Source organism: Bartonella sp. MR63HLJHH (assembly GCF_042194155.1).
GTDB classification, from domain to species: Bacteria; Pseudomonadota; Alphaproteobacteria; order Rhizobiales; family Rhizobiaceae; genus Bartonella; species Bartonella grahamii.
The window spans coordinates 1-19,334 of sequence record NZ_JBHIMN010000001.1 but is presented as its reverse complement, the minus strand read 5'-3'; the positions used below and the strand labels follow the sequence as shown (position 1 = coordinate 19,334).

Here is a 19,334-nt window from a genome sequence, read left to right as displayed (position 1 = left end):
AATAATTTTTTAAGATGTAACTGTTGGCTGTTTCAAGTTAGGTTTATTTCTTATGAATATGAGGCATTTTATCACTAAAAAGTATTTCTAATTGTTTTGTTATGGCGTCGGCGAGTTCTTCAGCATTCATAATTGTTACAGCACGCTGATAATAACGTGTGACATCATGACCAATTCCAATGGCAATGAGTTCGATGGGGGAATGTGTTTGAATTTCTTGAATCACTGCGCGTAAGTGTTTTTCTAGATAATTGCTGGCGTTGACCGATAGTGTCGAATCATCAACAGGAGCACCATCAGAAATGACCATGAGGATGCGACGTTGTTCACGCCGCGATAAAAGGCGTTGATGAGCCCAAATTAAAGCTTCTCCGTCGATATTTTCTTTTAATAATCCTTCTTGCATCATCAAACCTAAATTGCGTCGTGCGCGACGCCATGGGGTATCAGCACTTTTATAGATGATATGGCATAAATCATTAAGGCGTCCAGGATTATGGAGTTTGTTTTGGGTAAGCCATTGTTCGCGCGATTTTCCTCCTTTCCAAGTTTTAGTGGTAAAACCTAAAATTTCAACTTTGACACCACAACGTTCAAGAGTTTGTGCCAAAATATCAGCACAACTTGCGGCAACGCTAATGGGGCGTCCGCGCATTGAGCCCGAATTATCAATGAGGAGTGAAACAACCGTGTCCCGAAATTGGGTGTTGCTTTCCATTTTAAAAGAAAGGGGTTGCATGGGGTCAATAATTAGACGTGGAAGCCGTGCTGTATCAAGATATCCTTCTTCAAGGTCAAAGTTCCAGTTGCGATTTTGTTGCGCCATCAAGCGGCGCTGGAGACGGTTTGCTAAACGTCCAACGATGTTTTGAAGATGATTGATTTGCTTATCAAGATAACGGCGTAAGTGATCTAACTCGTTTTCAGAACAAAAATCTGTTGCTTCCAAAATTTCATCAAATTGATGGGTGAAGATTTTATAATTGCCAAGTCTTTCCATTTGTTCCGAATCGGAAAAAAGGTGTTTGGGTCTGCTCGGCTTTTCTTGCCAAGGTCCATTTTTTTGCTCGCCGTCAGCTTGATCATTGTTGTTTGATTGTGTCGCTTGTGTTTTTCCGTCGTCTTGCACATCACTTTCTTGTTCAGTGCTGGTTTGTTCTTCACTTTGAGCGTGTTTTTTGTTTTTACTCTCTTCTTCTGCTTGGTCTTGAGGTGCACATTCGTTTTTTAATTTTTTATTGTTTTTACTGTTAGAAGCTTCAGCTTGTTGCACTGTCATTTTGAGTGTAACAAGCATTTGGCGAACAATCTGCGCAAAAGCTTGTTGGTTGTAAATATGATGTGGGAGCTCATTGAGTTCTGCCGCTGCTTTTTGTTCGAGTTCTTGACGCCACAATTCTAAGACAGGACCTGCTTCTCTTGGAGCTGTGCGCTTTGTTACTTTTTCACGTAATAAAAGTGCAATCGCTTCTTGGATGGGGGCTTCACTTTGGTTGCTAATTTTATCATAATGGGCTCTTTTGTATTTATCGGCGAGCATGATATCAAGATTTTTTGCAAGTCCCTCCATGGCTAAAGTGCCAATTGCTTCAACACGTGTTTGTTCGAGGGCATCAAAGACAGCACGTGCTTCTGATTCTAGTGGAGCAAATTGCATGTGAATACGGTTATCATGCCATGCTTTGCGTAGAGCCATGGAATCACCTAATCCGCGAGTAATGGTGATGTCTTTATTCGTTGCGTATTGAGGTAATTCTGGTAAACGTGCACAACTTTCGCTTAAAGATGGTCGGTTATGACTGAAGGAAACTTCAAGGTTGTTTGTGCCTGCAATTGCACGCATACAGGTGGAAAGTGCTTTTTTAAAAGCTTCAGCATTAAGAGTGTTGTTGGAAGAGTCCTTTACCGGATTTTTGTTGTCGCCAATATTGGTAGCCATGAGTGACAAATTCCTTAAGGCGAAACACCATGAATGAGTGATTCGGGAAGCTCTTGTCCAAAGGCGCGTTGATAAAATTCTGCAACAGTGGCACGTTCGAGTTCATCACATTTATTGAGAAAGGTTAATCGGAAGGCAAAGCCGACATCTTGAAAAATTGTTGTATTTTCTGCCCAAGTAATAACGGTACGTGGACTCATGACAGTTGAAAGATCTCCATTGATAAAAGATTGGCGTACCATATCAGCAACATAAACCATTTGTGAAATTGTCTTTTTCCCCTCAGCCGTTTGAAAAGATTTGACCTTTGAACAAATGATATCAACCTCTTTATCATGGGGTAAATAATTGAGTATCGTAACAATAGACCAGCGGTCCATTTGAGCTTGATTGATCTGTTGGGTACCATGATAGAGACCGGTTGTATCACCAAGACCAATGGTGTTTGCTGTTGCAAAAAGACGAAAGGCTGGATGTGGAGAGATGACACGGCTTTGATCAAGTAAGCTTAGTTTTCCAGAAGTTTCAAGAACGCGTTGGATGACAAACATAACATCGGGACGCCCCGCGTCATATTCGTCGAAAACAAGAGCAATATTATTTTGATAAGCCCATGGCAAAATGCCTTCTTTAAATTCAGTGATTTGTAAACCATCTTTTAAAACGATAGCGTCTTTTCCTACAAGATCGATACGACTTACATGACTATCGAGATTAATGCGAAGACAAGGCCAGTTGAGACGTGCGGCAATTTGTTCAATATGCGTTGATTTCCCTGTACCGTGATAGCCAGAAACCATTACACGACGGTTAAAGGTAAAACCTGCGAGAATCGCTAAAGTTGTTTGCTGATCAAAAAGATAATCAGGATCGATATCAGGAACATGGGAACTTTTTTTGCTAAAAGCAGGGATTTCCATATCTGTTTCAATATGAAATAGATCGCGAGCACAAAGTGTAATATCGGGCAAATTTTCAACGGTAAGATTTGTCATTGTGTTTTTAGAAGGGAGGGACGCTATTTATTCATTAGAAAACGATACAAGAGTTAGAGCATTTATGCAATGCTCTATAATGAAAGCCTTAGATGTGAAGGAAGATTTTTACGTATTCTATAATGTTTTGCAAAAAAATAATATCTTGCGCAAATAATGATGGTCTAAATGAAAATAGGCTCATATAAGTACATGTTTTTAGCACAAACCAGATTTTTTTAGCAAATTATAAGCATGTAAAACATCACGAAAGCGCTCTTCTGAAGCACGATTACCACCATTGGAATCAGGATGGTGCTTTTTTACCAACTCTTTATATTTCATTTTGATGTCTTCTGCTGAAGCGTTTGCCTGTAGTCCCAGTGTATCAAAAGCTTTTGCTTCTAAGGGCTTTAATTTTCGTGAGAAATTATTGGTTGAATGCCGCTCAGTAAAAAGCGTGAAGGGATCGCGCATGCGATTTTGATAGGCAGCTGTTCCAGAGCGAATCTTTGCATAATTAGCGGCTGTTTTTTTCGATGTACCATTGCTCAGATCTGTAGGCCATGTCGGACGATGTCCTGTGAGAGCATCCTTTTGAAATTTTGCGATATCTTTATTGCTAAGACCAGAGAAGTAATTAAAATTTTTATTATAGGCGCGTACGTGTTCAATACAAAAATATAAATATTGTCCTTCGTGATTTCGACCTGCTGGTGCTTTATGGGACCCTGTTTTTTCACAACCTTCCCACTGACACTGTTGCGCTTCTGGCTCAGCTTTTTGTTTTTTATTTGAGCTTATGCGAATTGAATCGAATAATTTAGATGTTATTGTCATACTCTTGGTTTATGCAAAATTGATTAATTTTACAAGAATTGACTTTTGAAAAATTTGTTTTCACACTTATTTTATTATGAAAAAGGTGTATTTTTGCACGTTCATTTTGTTTGAGGAATGAAAAATGTTTATAGAAACAATAATCAAGAGAAAGCTTCAGGATGCTTTTCATCCGCAAAAGCTTGAAGTGATTAACGAAAGTCATCTTCATGAGGGGCATCCTCACAATGAACATGCTTTTGATGGTAAAGGAGAAACACATTTTCGAGTGAAAATTTTATCTTCTTCTTTTTCCAATATGACACGCGTAGAAATACATCGAGCGATTTATAAAGTTTTACAAAAAGAGTTAGCTACTTGTGTCCATGCCTTGGCACTTGAGGTTGAAACACTCTAATTTTTTTGATGAGACGTTTTTTAGGAACGGGGATGGGCCTTTTGATAAATTTCTAACAAATGGTCTGTATCGACATGGGTATAGATTTGTGTGGTGGAAAGACTAGCGTGCCCAAGAAGTTCTTGAATCGTGCGTAAATCTCCTCCCCGTGATAAAAGATGGGTGGCAAAAGAATGGCGCAGTGTGTGAGGCGTTGCAGTTTCTGGTAAACCAAGGCTTGCTCGTAAGTTGCGTACAGTTTTCTGAATAATGGCGGGCTGTAGGGGGCCGCCTCGTGCCCCGCGAAATATGGGTTGGTTATCCACTAAAGGATATGGGCAACATTTGAGATAATTTTGTACAGCTTCGTAAACAATTTTGATGAGAGGAACAAGGCGTGTTTTGCCGCCTTTTCCTGTTATAAATAAACTTGTTTTTTCAGGATCAGAAAATTGTTCTGGTGTGAGGCTTAAGGCTTCTGATATTCGCATTCCACAGCCATAGAGAAGCATGAGGACAGCCGCATTACGAGCGCTAATCCAAGGTTCATTTTCTAGCTGGTTTTCTTGTTTGACTATGTGAAGTGCTGATTTGATCGCTAAAGGTTTTGGGAGTGATTTTGGGTGTTTGGGGCTTCGGATAAGTTGAGCCGCGGGAACATTGACGATTCCTTCACGTGATAGGTACTTGAAAAAAGAACGTATGCCTGCCACTCCGCGGCTTAAAGAGCGAGCACTTACATTGTTTGTACGCCGATAAGCAAGATAAGCACGCAAGTCACTGATGCGTAAATGAGCAAGATCTGTAAGGGTTGGTGTATGGCTTAAGTGTTGACAGAGAAAAGACAAAAATTGCCGCGTATCACGTTCATAGGCTTGCACTGTTTGTGCTGACATACGACGTGTTTGGACGAGACACTCTAACCAATTTTTCCTTGCGTTTAAAATTGCATGGTCTGCTGGAATGAGAGGAATATTTTTATCTTTTCTCTTGTCGTTTTTGATAGGCATTATCTAGTTGAGAGTTTCTTTCTTTTTAGATTTTTCATCGTTAGAATGACCATTCTTGTTTTGGGGTTGCTCTTCACGATTGATAAGTTGCTTTTCACCTTTGAGAGAGAGTATTTTTAAGAGATTGTGCGTTGACATCAAATGCGCAAAAATTAATCCTAAAAAGCCATTTTTATGAAGCTTGGCAAGTTGGCTTGCTGATAATTTATTCAATTTTTCTTCATCAACAACCCAAAAATGTTCCAATTGCGCTGAGAGTCCTTTATCGTTTTTCACATTGATAGATTTCTGGCTTAGAAGATCCATTTCCACAAGAGCATCAATAAACTCAGAGGTTTTCTCCATAGCGATTTTAAAACTTTCAAGAAAACGAATACGTTCTTCCATAAAAGGAGAAATAGAGCCGTCGGAATTAAAAAGTTCTGTTCCTGCAACTTCATTAAACATACCTGACTGTTGATCAAAGCAAACAGAAAGTTCTTTTTCATTGCTAATTTGTGCTAGAACAAAAGGATAGCGACGGACAAAAGCAGGGACATAAGTATTGGTTTTCCAACTTTTATCAGAAGCGATATAGTCATTCTCGTCATTAGAAAGACCTACAAGAGCCGCGGATGTGTAGTGCCGTTTTTTTTGTTCATCTTCGGCGCACATAAATAAAATGGGATAGTCTAGTGCTGCTTGAAAATATTCAGTACTTGCTAAAGGAACCCAGTGAGTATCCTTGGCAAAAGACATATCACTTGGAGGAGCAAATTTTAGATTTTTATGGGAAACTTTGTTGATTGGTGTGATATCTTTGTAAAATAGCATAATATTTGCCATAAGACTTTCTCCTTTATTAATTTGTTTTTTGTTACCAAGAAAGTTCTTTTAGAAGATTGTCTCATATGGCAACAAGATTGAATAGAAAACTATAAGATTAAAGGGTTCATTTTTGAGAGATAATATTTTTGCATGAAGTATAATAAAGAAAAGCTTAAAAATAAAGTCTATCTTGCCATTATTGGTATGCCTCATGGTATAAAAGGAGATGTTTTTGTTAAAATTCTAAGTGCTGAGCCACAGCGTTTCAAGTCCTACAGCACTCTTTATGATGATATGGGGCGTTCTTATGAAATTGTAACTCTTCGTATACAAAAAAATAAGGCGATTGTACGTTTTAGAGGGGTAGAAAATCGTAATGTTGCTGAGTCTTTAAAAGGTATTCGCCTTTATGTGATGCGTAATCAATTAATTGATGATCTGGATGAGGATGAGTTTTATCAAGTTGATTTAATAGGCTTGCGTGTTCAAGATTTTGGGGGAAAAGTCGTGGGTGAAGTGTGTGGTTTCTTTAATTTCGGGGCTGGTGATTTGCTTGAAATACGTTTGAATACGGGTAAAAGAGTTCTTATTCCCTTTAGTAAGGTGGCGGTACCAGAAATTTGTATGGATTCTGGTTTTCTTGTTGTTGATCCCATGGCAGCTGGTTTAAGTGATGGGGGAGACAATGATAAAAAGGAAATAGCTTGAATCTAAAAATAAAGATGAAGGTAAAAATAACCGATGAATTTCGTCAATAAAAAGTGGAGAGTGTGAAAATATTAAAAATGCACTTTTGAGTAGATATTGTAAACACTTTATCTTGAGATAGTCCTGAGTTTTTAGAGTCTTTTTTTAGTGCAAGTATTTAGAAGGATCGTATTGAATATGATGCAGATCAAGGAGATTTATATTAACGCTATAGCGTTAAAAGTCTTGTTTGTGCTATTTTTGCTATTAAGAGTCTGTTTAAGAAAATAAGGATGAGAAATAAAATGAAGTTTCAGGCGCGCGTTTTAACCCTTTATCCTGAAATGTTTCCTGGTTTTTTAGGGTATTCTTTAGCAGGGCAAGCTTTGGAGCGCGGAATTTGGTCACTGGAGACGGTACAGATTAGGGATTTTGCTTTGGACAAACACCATAGCGTTGATGATACACCTGCTGGTGGGGGGGCTGGTATGGTAATGCGGGCGGATGTATTGGCGGCTGCTCTTGATTTTTGTCCACAGGATTCGCCAAGATTGTTGATGAGTCCACGTGGGCGCCCTTTTGACCAAGCTTATGCGCATAGCTTGGCTCGTGATACGGGTGTAACGTTAGTTTGTGGACGTTTTGAAGGGGTTGATGAGCGAGTCATAGAAGCACGAGAATTAGAAGAAGTCTCTATAGGTGATTATATTCTTTCAGGGGGTGAAACAGCTGCATTGGTTATCTTAGATGCTATTATACGTCTTTTGCCTGGAGTGATGGGGAATGCAGCTTCTGCGAAGAGTGAAAGTTTTGAAAATGGCTTGCTGGAACATCCGCAATATACACGTCCTTCCCTTTTCGAAGGGCGGGGTATTCCGCCTGTGTTGCTCTCAGGTCATCACAAAGCGATCGCAGATTGGCGTCAAAGTCAAGCCGAATTGTTAACACGTCAACGTCGTCCTGATCTTTATGCGCGTTATGATAAAAATCATCAGAAAACTTGATTCATATGATAAGGTGGTGTATTGCATGGCTCTCTTTTTAGAGAGTTTTTTTATAAAAGGTTTTCTGTAGTTCCAAAATTAAATGAAGGAATGGTGTATTCGCTCCTGTGTAAGGCATAGCCTAAAGAGCTCCTTATTCTTAATAAAGGCTTTTTTGGTAAGAGTTGAGCGCTCTGACTGTTCGATAAAGAACATGAAGGATAAAAGAAATGAATATTATCGCACAACTTGAAGCTGAACAATGTGAAAAAATTGAAGAAAAGCGCCAATTTCCAGCCTTTCAGCCAGGAGATACAGTCCGTGTCATGGTGCGTGTGACGGAAGGTACGCGGACGCGTGTTCAGGCTTACGAAGGTGTTTGTATTGCGCGTTCAGGCGGTGGGTTGAATGAGACCTTTACAGTACGCAAGATTTCTTATGGTGAAGGGGTGGAACGGGTGTTTCCTGTTTATTCTCCGTTGATTGAAGGTGTTGAGCTGGTGCGCCGTGGTAAAGTGCGCCGTGCAAAACTCTATTATCTTCGTGGTTTGAGAGGTAAAGCTGCGCGTATCGCTGAAAAGAGAGATTATCGGAAAAAAGCTGAAAAGGTTGTTGAGAAAGTAGAAGCAGCAGCTGTAAGCACAGATGTTGAAAAGCAAGTTGCTGAGTAAAGATTATATCGGCTAAACTTTATGCAAAAGCGGCATAAAAGCCGCTTTTTGTGTCTTTTGTGATTCGTTTTGTCTTTTAAAAGGCTTGGAGGGGACATAAAAATGTTTAATCTATCAATTTTTGCCTCTTTTTATTCTTAATAACGGGTGAATTTAGATATCATTGCATATATCGTGGATACTCAAAAAGATAAGTTTAATCTGAAAAAATGCCTATTTATATTTGAGAAAAGATGTTAGACCTTTGACGTGAAGATAAAATTGTATTAGATTAAGGCGAGTTTTGCGGATTATATCCGTGGAGTAATCGGTTTTTTTATGCGTGACTTTTAATCCGTTATTTGAGACAACCGACCTGTAATATTGGTATCTTGAGATGCCAAACAAGTAAAAACGAGATAATATATTTAGTCGTTTTATGCGGACTTTCTCGTTCATTGCGGTTGCAGTAAAAACCAGGTCAGGATATTTTATGACAGAAACAACTAGGATAAAAGAGCGCCCTCGTTCCCCTCATATAAGTATTTATCGTTGGACAATTACTATGGCTATGTCCATTGCGCATCGCGTTACGGGTATGGCACTTTATGTTGGAATGGTCTTTCTTGCTGTTTGGTTAATTGCTATTGCTTGTGGGGAGGAGACATTCAGAACGGTTCACGAGATTTATAGTTCTTGGTTTGGATTGTGTATCTTGTTTCTTTATACTTTGGCAGGGGTTCATCACATGGTTGGTGGTATTCGCCACATTGTTTGGGATATGATGCCTTGCCTTTTGGCAAAAGAAAAGGCAACAGTCACTGCTTGGGCGACAGTGTTTATCTCTCTTATTGTTACTTTTGTAATTTGGATTATTGGATATAGCGTTGTTTAGCTGGGGGTGAAAAGAGATATGAAAAAAGACTTTCGAACGGAACTTGGAAAAGTACGGGGGCATGGGAGTGCTCATGAAGGAACAGAGCATTTTTGGCTACAGCGTTTGACTGGGCTTGTCAATCTGCCGCTTTTGATATTTTTTATTGTTCTTATTCTTTCGCTTGTAGGCAAGGATTATAGTATTGTGCGTGCACGGCTTGCACATCCCGTTGTGGCTATTTTGATGGGATTGATGACTTTTTCAGTCCTTTATCATATGAAACTTGGTATGCAAGTGGTGATTGAAGATTATATTCCACGTGAAGGTTTCCGAATATTCTTTTTGACGTTAAATATTTCATTTTGTTTTCTTATAGGTGGTGTCATTATTTTTTCTCTTTTGAAAATTGCATTAGGGGGTTAAACAAGTATGGCGGGTACAGGATCATCTCTGGGCGCTAGAGCAGGTAACGCCCCTTATCGCACTGTAGATCATAAATTTGATGTTGTTGTTGTTGGGGCAGGTGGTGCAGGATTACGTGCAACACTTGGTATGGCGGAACAAGGATTAAAGACAGCTTGTATTACGAAGGTTTTTCCAACTCGCTCACACACGGTTGCAGCACAAGGGGGGATTGCTGCATCGCTTTCAAATATGGGACCTGACAATTGGCAGTGGCATTTATATGATACCGTGAAAGGTTCTGATTGGTTGGGTGATACCGATGCAATGGAGTATTTGGTGCGTAATGCACCTGCTGCTGTCTACGAATTAGAACATTATGGCGTTCCTTTTTCGCGGACGCAAGAAGGCAAAATTTATCAACGTCCTTTTGGTGGACATACGACACAATTTGGTGAAGGTCCACCTGTTCAGCGTACTTGTGCAGCAGCTGACCGTACAGGCCATGCCATTTTGCATACGCTTTATGGACAAAGCTTAAAGCATAATGCGCAATTTTTTATTGAATATTTTGCACTCGATCTTATCATGACGGATGGGGTTTGTACGGGGGTTGTGGCATGGGATCTCGATGATGGTACAATACATCGTTTTTCTGCCAAAATGGTTGTGCTTGCAACCGGTGGTTATGGACGGGCTTATTTTTCTGCGACATCGGCGCATACCTGTACGGGTGATGGTGGTGGAATGGTCGCACGCGCTGGATTGCCACTTCAGGATATGGAATTTGTGCAATTCCATCCGACAGGGATTTACGGTTCTGGCTGCTTAATTACAGAAGGAGCTCGTGGTGAAGGAGGCTATTTAATCAATTCTGAAGGTGAACGCTTTATGGAGCGCTATGCACCTTCCTTTAAGGATTTAGCTTCACGTGACTTGGTTTCGCGTTGTATCACACTTGAAATTCGTGAAGGACGTGGCGTTGGACCTAAGAAGGACCATATTCATTTGGTTCTCAATCATATTGATCCTGCAATCTTGCACGAACGTTTACCGGGAATTTCGGAATCAGCACGGATTTTTGCAGGTGTGGATGTAACAAAAGAGCCTATCCCCATCTTGCCAACGGTTCATTATAATATGGGTGGGATTCCTACCAATTACTATGGGGAAGTTCTCAATCCGACGGCTGATTCGCCTGATCGTATTCAACCAGGGCTGATGGCGGTAGGAGAAGCAGGATGTGCTTCTGTTCATGGGGCTAATCGCTTGGGGTCAAATTCATTAATTGATCTTGTGGTGTTTGGTCGTGCTGCTGCCATTCGCGCGGGCGAAGTTATTGATCGGAATGCAGAAATTCCACCCATCAATGAAGAAGCTGTTGACGAAATTATAGGGCGTTTTGATCGTTTACGTTTTGCACAAGGGGCGATACCAACAGCTCTATTGCGTGAAAAAATGCAACGCACAATGCAAGAAGATGCGGCAGTATTCCGTACAGAAGATTCTTTGCAACAAGGATGTCAACGGATGAATAAAATCTGGGGGGAATTGTCTGACCTCAAAGTTACAGATCGTTCTCTGATATGGAATTCTGATTTGGTTGAAACATTAGAGCTTGAAAATCTCATGGCGAATGCAATTGTGACTGTTCATTCTGCACAAGCTCGTTTAGAAAGCCGTGGCGCTCATGCTCGTGAAGATTATCCAGAGCGTGATGATAAAAACTGGCGTAAACATACGCTTTCACATTTGTCAAAAGAGGGTAAGGTGACGTTATCATATCGACCTGTCCATGTGGACCCGTTAACATCTGAAGCTGATGGTGGGATCGATTTAAAGCGCATTGCACCTAAAAAACGGGTTTATTAAGGGGAGACACGAATTATGGTACAAATTAAGCTTCCCAAAAACTCTCAAGTCAAACCGGGGAAGGTTTGGCCTAAACCTGAAGGTGCGACAGAGCTGACAGAATTTCATGTTTACCGTTGGTCACCAGATGATGAGAATAATCCTCGTCTGGATACTTATTACGTAGATCGTTCTGCTTGTGGTCCAATGATTCTTGATGGGCTTTTGTTTATTAAAAACCATATTGATCCAACTTTGACACTTCGTCGATCTTGCCGTGAAGGCATCTGTGGTTCATGTGCGATGAATATTGATGGAATCAATACATTGGCTTGTACCAAAGGGATGGATGATGTAAAACACCCCATTAAAGTCTATCCTTTGCCTTCCATGCCGGTTGTTAAAGATTTGGTTCCTGACTTGAAGCGCTTTTATGCGCAACATCGAGTCATTGAGCCTTGGTTGCAAACAGTTTCTCCTGAACCTGCGAAAGAATGGTTACAAAGTCACTCCGATCGCCAAAAAATCGATGGCCTTTATGAGTGTATTTTGTGTGCGTGTTGTCAGACTTCATGTCCAAGTTATTGGTGGAACGGTGATCGTTATTTGGGCCCCGCTGTTTTGCTTCAAGCTTATCGCTGGATTGCGGATTCACGTGATGAGATGTGTGGTGAACGTCTTGATAATTTAGAAGATCCTTTCCGCCTTTATCGTTGCCATACGATTATGAATTGTGCGCAAACTTGTCCAAAGGGATTAAATCCAGCAAAAGCGATTGCTGAAATTAAAAAACTCATGGTTGAACGCCGCATTTGAAAATTTACTGATTGATGAAAATAAAGAGCAAGGTAGAAAATTGTATCTCCTTTTAGCAATTAAATCTCCAAAAGAGGGTCGGCTGCTTATGAAGACGTAGTAGCTATAATCATTCTAAAAGCGAAGTAATCCCTAAAAATTAAGCAATCCTTGTAGAAGCAATCCTTGCAATGGCTGAGTAGAAAACTCATAGTTGAATATTACTTTGAAAATTGACAGATTAATGAACAGTAAAAAGAAAAACAGAAAATTGTACGTGTTTTTTGCGCCTATTGAGGTTTGATCTCTAAAAATTTATTGGCTTTTATGAGGCGGTTACCACAGTTATTATTGCCTTTAAAAAGTCATTAGTCTTTCGGGTAAACTGTATTTTAAATAGTGTTCTATGTAAAAACAATAAAATCAATATGCCATGTGTTTTTATTTTTATTAAATTCGTATCAGAATTTGCACTTTAATACAGATTCAATTAATCATTTTTTATAAAAAAGATAACTCTGTATAAACATAGCACAAAAAATAAATGCTGATACAGATATTATAACGCATGTAAATTATTCATATGAAATACAAAGGAGTGATCATTATGACAGTTCGTCATTTTACGATACGTTTATTATAGTATCGAAAACATTGCTAATATTCATGGATTTGGAATTTTTGATAACATCATTTACATATATTTACATCATTTACATATATTTAAAGGTCATATTTTTTATTTTAAAGATTGGATTGTTAATCGCATTAAAAAACAAAATTTATAGTTCTCAAAAAATCGAGAACGTAAAATCCCTATCTATTGTAGAGATAGATCATACAGTTAAGGGGGAAGTAATTTAAAACTATTGTAACGTCATAGATTTAAATTCATTAAAGAGCAGATAAGACGTTTGAAAAAATAGCAAATTTATAGGTTTTTCTAAAAATTTAGAAAACGGTAGTAAGAATTTTAAGAACACGTGTTGCTAATGTGGAATAAGGAATCTTTATAGGTTTGTTTGAGTTGAATGAATTCAATCATCAAAGAAAACATGTTGTATTTTGATGAGTTTCGTAGGTTTTGATTTTATATGTTTTTATCTATAAAAATAGAGATTTCTAGGTTTAGGTCTTATTTATATTTCATTTTTTCTTGTATGTATGCTTAAGAAAGTTGTTTAAGCAGTAAAAGTGTTTTTTATTTTTCAGCATAAAAGATATTTCTTAACATGAAAGAGAGGTTTCCAAGAATTAACGGTATAATCAGTCATTGTTTTGGTATTTATTCTGTTGTGCCATAAAACACTATCGTGTTTAGTATGTGGTAATTAAAGTAGTTAGAAGGTGAAATCTGCTAGGCGAGGGGTGGATTGTTTGCAGGTTAGTTGCGTGTTAAGAGGCTTCGTCCTTTAAGGTATGATAGGTGGAGTCTGTTAGCCAATTACGTAAACTAGAGCGAAATCTACGTGGACAGGTTTTTAACCTAATCTCTCTTATATATTGTGATAGAAAATTCATTTTAATAAGGAGCACGACCGGTTACAGAAAAAAGAAATCATTGCGAAAAAACAAGCGTGCTTGTTTTAAAATTTTTAATGCGTCTGATCATAAGGGCACGCGAAATCTCCTGTAGTATCACGCAGACCTTTCATATTCTCGAGTCAAGAATTGTCCATATATCCTCTTCAATCTGATCTTCACGAATTGATGCAAGAGATGGGTACGAGTACCTGTAAGAATAAGCAGACGCAAAGCCAGTTGTATCATTATTGTTGCTTTGCAGAGTGTTTGATAAAAATCTGGAATATTTTTCCAATTCATTGCCGGTTTATTAATGACTTTATGGCGTTGTTTTTCTAAAAGAGCTTTTGCTGTTGTAGCTTTTACCTATCAGATGGGAGTTGAGAGTATTACTTATCTCTCTGTTGGCGTAATCTCTGAAACCGCTACACAGTCTCCTAATTTGGGGGGAATATGAAGCTGTAAAGGTGCAAACCAGTTTCCTTTTTTCAGTCATTTTTTAGTTCAGTTTTATGACTTTCAAAAGCGCCTAGAGTAATGTCTTTTAAATAATAGAGATTACGCATTGCTTTACGCTTTTGTTTCTCCCGTTCTTTAATAAGATCACAACCTTTATGCAAAACAGAACGCCTCAAACCAAATACGCTTGGCTTGTCAATTTACACGCTTGTTTTAAAGAAACCTTTCTTTAAGCTTCCCAAGCTCATTTCGCGACAGTGCTCGTGGATGGTATAATGGTAAAGTTCCGATGAACAATATAAAATTTGTAGAGCATTTCTATCTTTACACTTCATAAAAGAGCAAGCTGGGCGCCATTATACACTTTGCCAACTCCCAATGTTGCGACAGTTTTTGGCATTTGGGACGGTTTATAAGAGGCATTTTTAGTGCTTTTTTATACAGTTTCATTCTACACGGTTTTATTTATTTGGAATGTGCAAGAGACATGTAATGAGAGAATCCTACGGTACTAAGATCTTTTATTCAACATGCAGAATAATGAATACTCTTTATAAATCAATGTGATGTATCTTAAGAAGTGGGATTTTAAATCTGTGCTTTTAGGAATTTTCGTTTTTTAAGGTGCAGAGAAGAGAACAGGAATATTCAGAGTAGAGCTTACCTTGTGTAATCTATGGATATCGTCTTTAGGATAGGGACATAAGCCACGTGATATGGTTAGCAAAGCTTGCTTAAGAGAAATTTGGTTGTTTACGAACAGTCGGAGGTTAAGAATCTTTCTTCGTCCGAAGAAGACGTTGATATGCCACTATACTTTTTATTACCAAATAGAATGTGGTTTATAGATGCTAAATCGAAATGATAGTTTATTTCGTATGAGGTTTTCCGTATCTGGAGATTGTTTGGTTAAAAAACATATTTATTAATCACTTGAAAATAGCACTTAGAATTTTAAACGATAAGTTTTGGTCTTGATGACGATAATTATTTGTGATGATCAAAAGTACCCATTTTACGAAGCTTTCATTGATAGGTGAATCAAAATTTATTCTTTTCTTTTGTTGAAATATTTATTTTATAGCTATTTCTTTTTGCATCAAACATATCGTTTCAAAAGATAAATGGAAAAAATGATCAAAGGTAAGAAAATAGAGAGAGCCTTATGTATAATTTGGTTTTCTCATAAAGTTGTTGTCTATTAACTTTTTTCTTCTTTTATTCATGAAGAGTGTAGAAAATGCATTGGAGAAGCAAAGAAAATAGGGAAAGTTAAAAAATAGCCGTAACAATTAGTTACGGCTATTTTTTGTTTGCATCATATTACCGAGAGAGGAAGCTCCCCTTAAGCAATTTTTGATTTAGCAAAAATCGGGTCGTAAAAGACTTCAGAGAGTTTTCTATCTCTAAAGAACAACACTACGTCAACTGTTGTATAGAGAACGATTTTTATCATTTCTAACTCGAGTTGCCGGCCAACTTCTGATCTTTTAATCAAGGTGGCACATCGTTCAAATGTCTGCAAAGCGCTGTTGGCATGCGTTGTTGTAATCGATCCGGGATGACCAGTGTTGAGTGAATTGAGATATTCCCATGCTTCATTACCTCGCAATTCAGCGAGAAAAATTCGGTCGGGCGACTGACGCATACACGCATCTAGGCATTCTTCAGCTGAAACACGGCCTACATTATTACCATAAATCATATGTACATGATTGGGATGATTGGGTAGAAAAAGCTCATGAACATCTTCAATTGTGATAATACGCTCCTCTACAGGGACCTTTTCAATTAAAGAGCGAGCAAATGTTGTTTTACCAGATCCTGTCTTACCTGCAATAATAATGTTGCGTTTGTGAAAGACGCATTCTTGTAAAAAGTCAAGAATTTTTCCATCACGTTTATGTTGCAAAAGTTGAACTTCAAATGGCTCCAACCGTGTGAAGTCCTGCTTCGATAACAAGTTATTTGCTTCTTTTTGCGAAGGTTTGTTAAAACTTACGTCGGAGAAATCATCAAATGCACCTTCTTCTTTGAGTTCTTCTAACGTCTTAACTATAAGAGAATGTTTACGAATTACAAAGGAAAGAGCACCATCAACGACAGCTGGCGTTTGTATAATTGTACCACGTTGTCCACCAGGCAATAGCACATAATTAATACTTTTGGGAGCCATACCGTTATAAACGATAATAGCTGTAATGAGCGTTTGCAAAAAAGTGGTTGTTAACTCTGGTACGCTATGTACTTGCCAACCCTTAAAGCTTTTCGTCCATACTTCACAGGGGCGGCAAATCGATAATTCAGTGATCGAGGGATCTTCTAAGAAACAATCAAGCGGTTGTAGAAGCTGAAAAACTGCTTGATCTTTCTGTATTGGGTTAACGTGTGACAAGACTGTAGACATCGCTGAAATCCAGATCACGAGCAACAAAAATATTTACTCGTTCGCCTTGGTTTTTGTAAAGTGTTGGTGTGATATTGATGGAATTTTGAAGAACATCGATTGCTATAGATTCAGGATCCTGAGCACCTTTATTTTGTGAGTTTTCTTTATTTTTTTTGCTGATTTTACTAACATTTCCTTTTACCCATTCTCCTAAATCACCGATAATGCTTACCATAATTGCACCACCAAATCTCTCCCAAAAGTGTCTATCAACCCAGCCACCAATACCCGCTTCACCCAGAGGACCTGTGCCGGGTGAGTCAAGATTGACAACAACACCAGAAGGCGTTTCGATGCGTAACCATTGCACAAACACACGCGTTTGTCCTTGTTGTATGCCACTTTGGTAAAAACCAACGACTTTAGAACCACGGTCAAGCAAAACAACACGACCACTTGTGGAATAAATATCGCGTGTTAAATGACAGGTCGTCATTCCGGGTTGTGATGTAATGATCTTTGTTTCTAACGTGCAATCTATTTGTGTTCCTTGCGTAATCAAAAAGTCACGGTTACGAAGTTGCACCGCATGTGATTGACCTAAACGTACGGGCTGAAGGTTATCAAATAATACGCCACTACCTCTATCATTATTCGATGCTTTATTATTTGTATCTGTAGATCCTTCGCTACCACCGCTGTTAAGGCTAGAACTGAGCATACGTTTGCGTGCTAATTCTTCAGAATCTTGGAGCATATGTGGAGGAATGGCTGTTTGAAGAAGCTTACTCAAAGCCGGTGGAATATCCAGGTTTGAATCTTCTATTTGTGCTGATTTTTCTGCTTCTTCTACAATCTTCGGCTCTTCTATAATCCGAGGGACATAGTTTGGTATAATTTGCTGTACTATTTGTTGTGGTTTTTCTTCCTCAACTTCCACGGTATTACGCATTTTAAAAGCTTTCCAAGTCAAGGCAATCGGTATCGTTACTATGACAATAAGTCCTACCACTAACAATGCACGGGTACCTGGAATTGTCGGACGACGTTCAGAACCTAGTTCCGACCCTCCATAAGTACCTTCAATATGTTTTTGCTCGACGTTATCCAGTTTTGTACCTTTTCCCTCTCCTTCCTTATTGTCAAACATCATTTTCCTCCTTTATTGATACGATAAACCACCGAAGATACTGTCCCTGTTGTGTTTGGTACGCCATTGGGGTCATAGGCTTCATTAAAAACAGCTAGAGCGCGTTTACCAAGTCGTATGAGCCATTTAGGATTGACCTTATGAACGGCGATAATATCATTAGAACTGCCGATAACGGTGCGTGGTATTAAGCTTTCATTGCCTTCAGCATCTACGACATAAATCGATGGCATATCCATGTTAGCGGGAAATTTGAAGTAAGTAATACGCCCATTGTCCCAAGCATTTATCGGAGCAATATCTTGATGACCGCTCATAGTATAACTGAGATTATAGCCTTTGACGCTTTGGTGAAAACCACGTTCAATCGCAAGGCGTCGGTTGTTTTCTTCTGACTTTTCATCATTTGAATCGGGATAATGGAAAGCTAATTCATATGTTGATCCTGCACGGTCATTTCGAAACTGTAGTCGGAATTTGTAACTCCGTTTGTCAGTTACAACGATGAGATTGGTATTGGCAAGTTCTGCTTTTGGTTTAATAAAAATATGCCGCCCTTTATGAGCAAAGGCATAGGCTTCTGAATCGCCAAAGGCATGAGTGATATACTGTTCACCTTCTTCAAGAATAATATGTGTTGCCACACCAAGAACTGTTTCAATTTGAACCACATCGGCTTCGTTATATGTTATATAGCGAATGCGGTGATCATATTGTGAATTTGATGGACTTTTGAGCGCCTGCACAGGTACCGTATAAAGAGAAGAAAACGAAGACAATAGAACAACGAACGCAAGTTTTTTCATAACAATCAATTCCTTAATCATTTAACAGTATTTCTGGGTCAGAACGGTAACTTGTTATTTGAAAACCAAGGGGGTTAAGCAATCGATCAGATGATTTCATGGGTGCACTGACATAGGTGTAACCAATTGTTGCAATCTGGTGCTGTTTTGGTCCGGTAGTAGCACCGCTGCTGTCAAGTTGCTGAGTCGTAAAACGTACAGTTGCTTGACCGAGTCCATTAAGCTGGATTGATCGTACTTTGACTGTGATACGTGCTTTATTGGAAAGCACTTTGTCCCGTGCATTTTCTCCATCATAGATTTTATAATATTCTTGTTGAACAGATGCCGCACTTAAAAGTGCTGTTGTGTCATAGTTCAGTTGAATCGTATCGTAGTCGTAATTTTCGCGGTTAAGCACATATTGGTTTAGCCAATATCTATCTACAACTTCACCATAGCTTTCTTTGTGTTCACGCATGACTGAGATAACATCAACTGCACCCGTCGTGTTATCAACGCGCAATACTAAGGGAGTTGGAGCTGGTTGAGAAAACCCAACGACTCCACATATCATACCGAATAAGCCAAAAAGACCAACAGTACTCGCTACACGCCATGCCGTTCTGCGCGATCTTATAAATTCATTAATAAGATCACGTTCTAAGCCACGGCTTTCTTCATAATAACTGCTAAGTTGTTCGGCTTTCACTGGTTTTACTTGTTTTGTTTTCATCTGTCTCCTCGCTTAATTTCGGCAGGGATTGTTTTATTAATAGGCACACGGTTCCTATCATTGGGCTGTTTGAGCTTTGGTGCTAATACACAAGCCGATA

Annotated in this window: 18 protein-coding genes and 1 pseudogene; 8 read left to right on the top strand and 11 right to left on the bottom strand. The window is 38.9% G+C overall.

Annotated features, from left to right (window positions below):
* Positions 1-43: 43 nt before the first annotated feature.
* The 3 genes from cobT to ACFIKQ_RS00085 form a co-directional block, all read right to left on the bottom strand.
* Entirely contained in the window at positions 44-1,939 is a 1,896-nt protein-coding gene (cobT, locus tag ACFIKQ_RS00095) for a cobaltochelatase subunit CobT (RefSeq protein WP_375635301.1), read from the bottom strand.
* 14 nt (positions 1,940-1,953) lie between these two features.
* Positions 1,954-2,934, bottom strand: coding sequence for a cobaltochelatase subunit CobS (cobS, locus tag ACFIKQ_RS00090; protein ID WP_375646893.1), 981 nt, complete (start codon positions 2,932-2,934; stop codon positions 1,954-1,956).
* Between the two features lie 198 nt (positions 2,935-3,132).
* Positions 3,133-3,753: a J domain-containing protein gene (locus tag ACFIKQ_RS00085; protein ID WP_375635299.1), complete on the bottom strand. Its 621-nt coding sequence runs from the start codon at positions 3,751-3,753 to the stop codon at positions 3,133-3,135.
* A gap of 124 nt (positions 3,754-3,877) precedes the next feature.
* On the opposite strand from ACFIKQ_RS00085, the gene ACFIKQ_RS00080 reads away from it, so the two are divergent.
* Entirely contained in the window at positions 3,878-4,150 is a 273-nt protein-coding gene (locus tag ACFIKQ_RS00080; RefSeq protein WP_375635298.1) for a BolA family protein, read from the top strand.
* Positions 4,151-4,170: 20 nt separating this feature from the next.
* Here ACFIKQ_RS00080 and ACFIKQ_RS00075 read toward each other — a convergent pair whose 3' ends face one another.
* Both ACFIKQ_RS00075 and ACFIKQ_RS00070 read right to left on the bottom strand, forming a co-directional pair.
* Positions 4,171-5,139: a tyrosine recombinase XerC gene (locus tag ACFIKQ_RS00075; protein WP_375655521.1), complete on the bottom strand. Its 969-nt coding sequence runs from the start codon at positions 5,137-5,139 to the stop codon at positions 4,171-4,173.
* Between the two features lie 3 nt (positions 5,140-5,142).
* Positions 5,143-5,964 (bottom strand): SapC family protein, encoded by an 822-nt coding sequence (locus ACFIKQ_RS00070; RefSeq protein WP_015857041.1) that lies wholly within the window; start codon positions 5,962-5,964, stop codon positions 5,143-5,145.
* 132 nt (positions 5,965-6,096) lie between these two features.
* Between ACFIKQ_RS00070 and rimM the strand changes: the two genes are divergently transcribed.
* The 7 genes from rimM to ACFIKQ_RS00035 all read left to right on the top strand — a co-directional run bounded on the left by rimM (position 6,097) and on the right by ACFIKQ_RS00035 (position 12,212).
* Positions 6,097-6,654, top strand: a complete 558-nt coding sequence (rimM, locus tag ACFIKQ_RS00065) for a ribosome maturation factor RimM (RefSeq protein ID WP_375635296.1) — start codon at positions 6,097-6,099, stop codon at positions 6,652-6,654.
* A 284-nt stretch (positions 6,655-6,938) separates the two neighbouring features.
* On the top strand, positions 6,939-7,637 hold the full coding sequence (gene trmD, locus ACFIKQ_RS00060; protein ID WP_015857039.1) for a tRNA (guanosine(37)-N1)-methyltransferase TrmD: 699 nt from the start codon (positions 6,939-6,941) through the stop codon (positions 7,635-7,637).
* A gap of 209 nt (positions 7,638-7,846) precedes the next feature.
* On the top strand, positions 7,847-8,287 hold the full coding sequence (gene rplS, locus ACFIKQ_RS00055) for a 50S ribosomal protein L19 (protein ID WP_375655519.1): 441 nt from the start codon (positions 7,847-7,849) through the stop codon (positions 8,285-8,287).
* A 472-nt stretch (positions 8,288-8,759) separates the two neighbouring features.
* The gene (gene sdhC / locus ACFIKQ_RS00050; protein ID WP_015857037.1) at positions 8,760-9,161 is read left to right on the top strand and encodes a succinate dehydrogenase, cytochrome b556 subunit; all 402 of its coding nucleotides are present in this window, start codon (positions 8,760-8,762) and stop codon (positions 9,159-9,161) included.
* An 18-nt stretch (positions 9,162-9,179) separates the two neighbouring features.
* Positions 9,180-9,566 carry a succinate dehydrogenase, hydrophobic membrane anchor protein gene (gene sdhD / locus ACFIKQ_RS00045; RefSeq protein WP_375624899.1) on the top strand — a complete coding sequence of 129 codons (387 nt, stop codon included), beginning with the start codon at positions 9,180-9,182 and terminating at the stop codon, positions 9,564-9,566.
* 6 nt (positions 9,567-9,572) lie between these two features.
* Positions 9,573-11,417, top strand: coding sequence for a succinate dehydrogenase flavoprotein subunit (gene sdhA / locus ACFIKQ_RS00040; RefSeq protein ID WP_375655517.1), 1,845 nt, complete (start codon positions 9,573-9,575; stop codon positions 11,415-11,417).
* Positions 11,418-11,432: 15 nt separating this feature from the next.
* Entirely contained in the window at positions 11,433-12,212 is a 780-nt protein-coding gene (locus ACFIKQ_RS00035) for a succinate dehydrogenase iron-sulfur subunit (protein WP_375644314.1), read from the top strand.
* Between the two features lie 1,374 nt (positions 12,213-13,586).
* Here the strand turns inward: ACFIKQ_RS00035 and ACFIKQ_RS00030 are convergent.
* The 6 genes and pseudogenes from ACFIKQ_RS00030 to ACFIKQ_RS00005 all read right to left on the bottom strand — a co-directional run.
* A pseudogene (locus tag ACFIKQ_RS00030) lies at positions 13,587-14,574 on the bottom strand (integrase).
* Between the two features lie 945 nt (positions 14,575-15,519).
* Complete coding sequence (gene virB11, locus ACFIKQ_RS00025) at positions 15,520-16,581, bottom strand: P-type DNA transfer ATPase VirB11 (RefSeq protein ID WP_375635292.1); 1,062 nt, start codon at positions 16,579-16,581, stop codon at positions 15,520-15,522.
* Entirely contained in the window at positions 16,556-17,713 is a 1,158-nt protein-coding gene (gene virB10, locus ACFIKQ_RS00020) for a type IV secretion system protein VirB10 (protein ID WP_375644411.1), read from the bottom strand. The genes virB11 and virB10 overlap by 26 nt, the downstream gene beginning before the upstream one ends.
* Positions 17,713-18,519 (bottom strand): P-type conjugative transfer protein VirB9, encoded by an 807-nt coding sequence (gene virB9, locus ACFIKQ_RS00015; RefSeq protein ID WP_375635291.1) that lies wholly within the window; start codon positions 18,517-18,519, stop codon positions 17,713-17,715. The genes virB10 and virB9 overlap by 1 nt, the downstream gene beginning before the upstream one ends.
* 13 nt (positions 18,520-18,532) lie before the next feature.
* Positions 18,533-19,234, bottom strand: a complete 702-nt coding sequence (locus ACFIKQ_RS00010; protein WP_375635290.1) for a virB8 family protein — start codon at positions 19,232-19,234, stop codon at positions 18,533-18,535.
* The coding region (locus tag ACFIKQ_RS00005) for a TrwH protein (protein ID WP_375655649.1) at positions 19,231-19,334 on the bottom strand (104 nt) is incomplete at its 5' end. The genes ACFIKQ_RS00005 and ACFIKQ_RS00010, both read right to left, overlap by 4 nt.

Excerpts from the sequence above, each read along its gene's own strand:
- cobT (WP_375635301.1), bottom strand. The coding sequence starts at position 1,939 with ATGGCTACCAATATTGGCGACAACAAAAATCCGGTAAAGGACTCTTCC.
- cobS (WP_375646893.1), bottom strand. The coding sequence starts at position 2,934 with ATGACAAATCTTACCGTTGAAAATTTGCCCGATATTACACTTTGTGCT.
- ACFIKQ_RS00085 (WP_375635299.1), bottom strand. The coding sequence starts at position 3,753 with ATGACAATAACATCTAAATTATTCGATTCAATTCGCATAAGCTCAAAT.
- ACFIKQ_RS00080 (WP_375635298.1), top strand. The coding sequence starts at position 3,878 with ATGTTTATAGAAACAATAATCAAGAGAAAGCTTCAGGATGCTTTTCAT.
- ACFIKQ_RS00075 (WP_375655521.1), bottom strand. The coding sequence starts at position 5,139 with ATGCCTATCAAAAACGACAAGAGAAAAGATAAAAATATTCCTCTCATT.
- ACFIKQ_RS00070 (WP_015857041.1), bottom strand. The coding sequence starts at position 5,964 with ATGGCAAATATTATGCTATTTTACAAAGATATCACACCAATCAACAAA.
- rimM (WP_375635296.1), top strand. The coding sequence starts at position 6,097 with ATGAAGTATAATAAAGAAAAGCTTAAAAATAAAGTCTATCTTGCCATT.
- trmD (WP_015857039.1), top strand. The coding sequence starts at position 6,939 with ATGAAGTTTCAGGCGCGCGTTTTAACCCTTTATCCTGAAATGTTTCCT.
- rplS (WP_375655519.1), top strand. The coding sequence starts at position 7,847 with ATGAATATTATCGCACAACTTGAAGCTGAACAATGTGAAAAAATTGAA.
- sdhC (WP_015857037.1), top strand. The coding sequence starts at position 8,760 with ATGACAGAAACAACTAGGATAAAAGAGCGCCCTCGTTCCCCTCATATA.
- sdhD (WP_375624899.1), top strand. The coding sequence starts at position 9,180 with ATGAAAAAAGACTTTCGAACGGAACTTGGAAAAGTACGGGGGCATGGG.
- sdhA (WP_375655517.1), top strand. The coding sequence starts at position 9,573 with ATGGCGGGTACAGGATCATCTCTGGGCGCTAGAGCAGGTAACGCCCCT.
- ACFIKQ_RS00035 (WP_375644314.1), top strand. The coding sequence starts at position 11,433 with ATGGTACAAATTAAGCTTCCCAAAAACTCTCAAGTCAAACCGGGGAAG.
- virB11 (WP_375635292.1), bottom strand. The coding sequence starts at position 16,581 with ATGTCTACAGTCTTGTCACACGTTAACCCAATACAGAAAGATCAAGCA.
- virB10 (WP_375644411.1), bottom strand. The coding sequence starts at position 17,713 with ATGTTTGACAATAAGGAAGGAGAGGGAAAAGGTACAAAACTGGATAAC.
- virB9 (WP_375635291.1), bottom strand. The coding sequence starts at position 18,519 with ATGAAAAAACTTGCGTTCGTTGTTCTATTGTCTTCGTTTTCTTCTCTT.
- ACFIKQ_RS00010 (WP_375635290.1), bottom strand. The coding sequence starts at position 19,234 with ATGAAAACAAAACAAGTAAAACCAGTGAAAGCCGAACAACTTAGCAGT.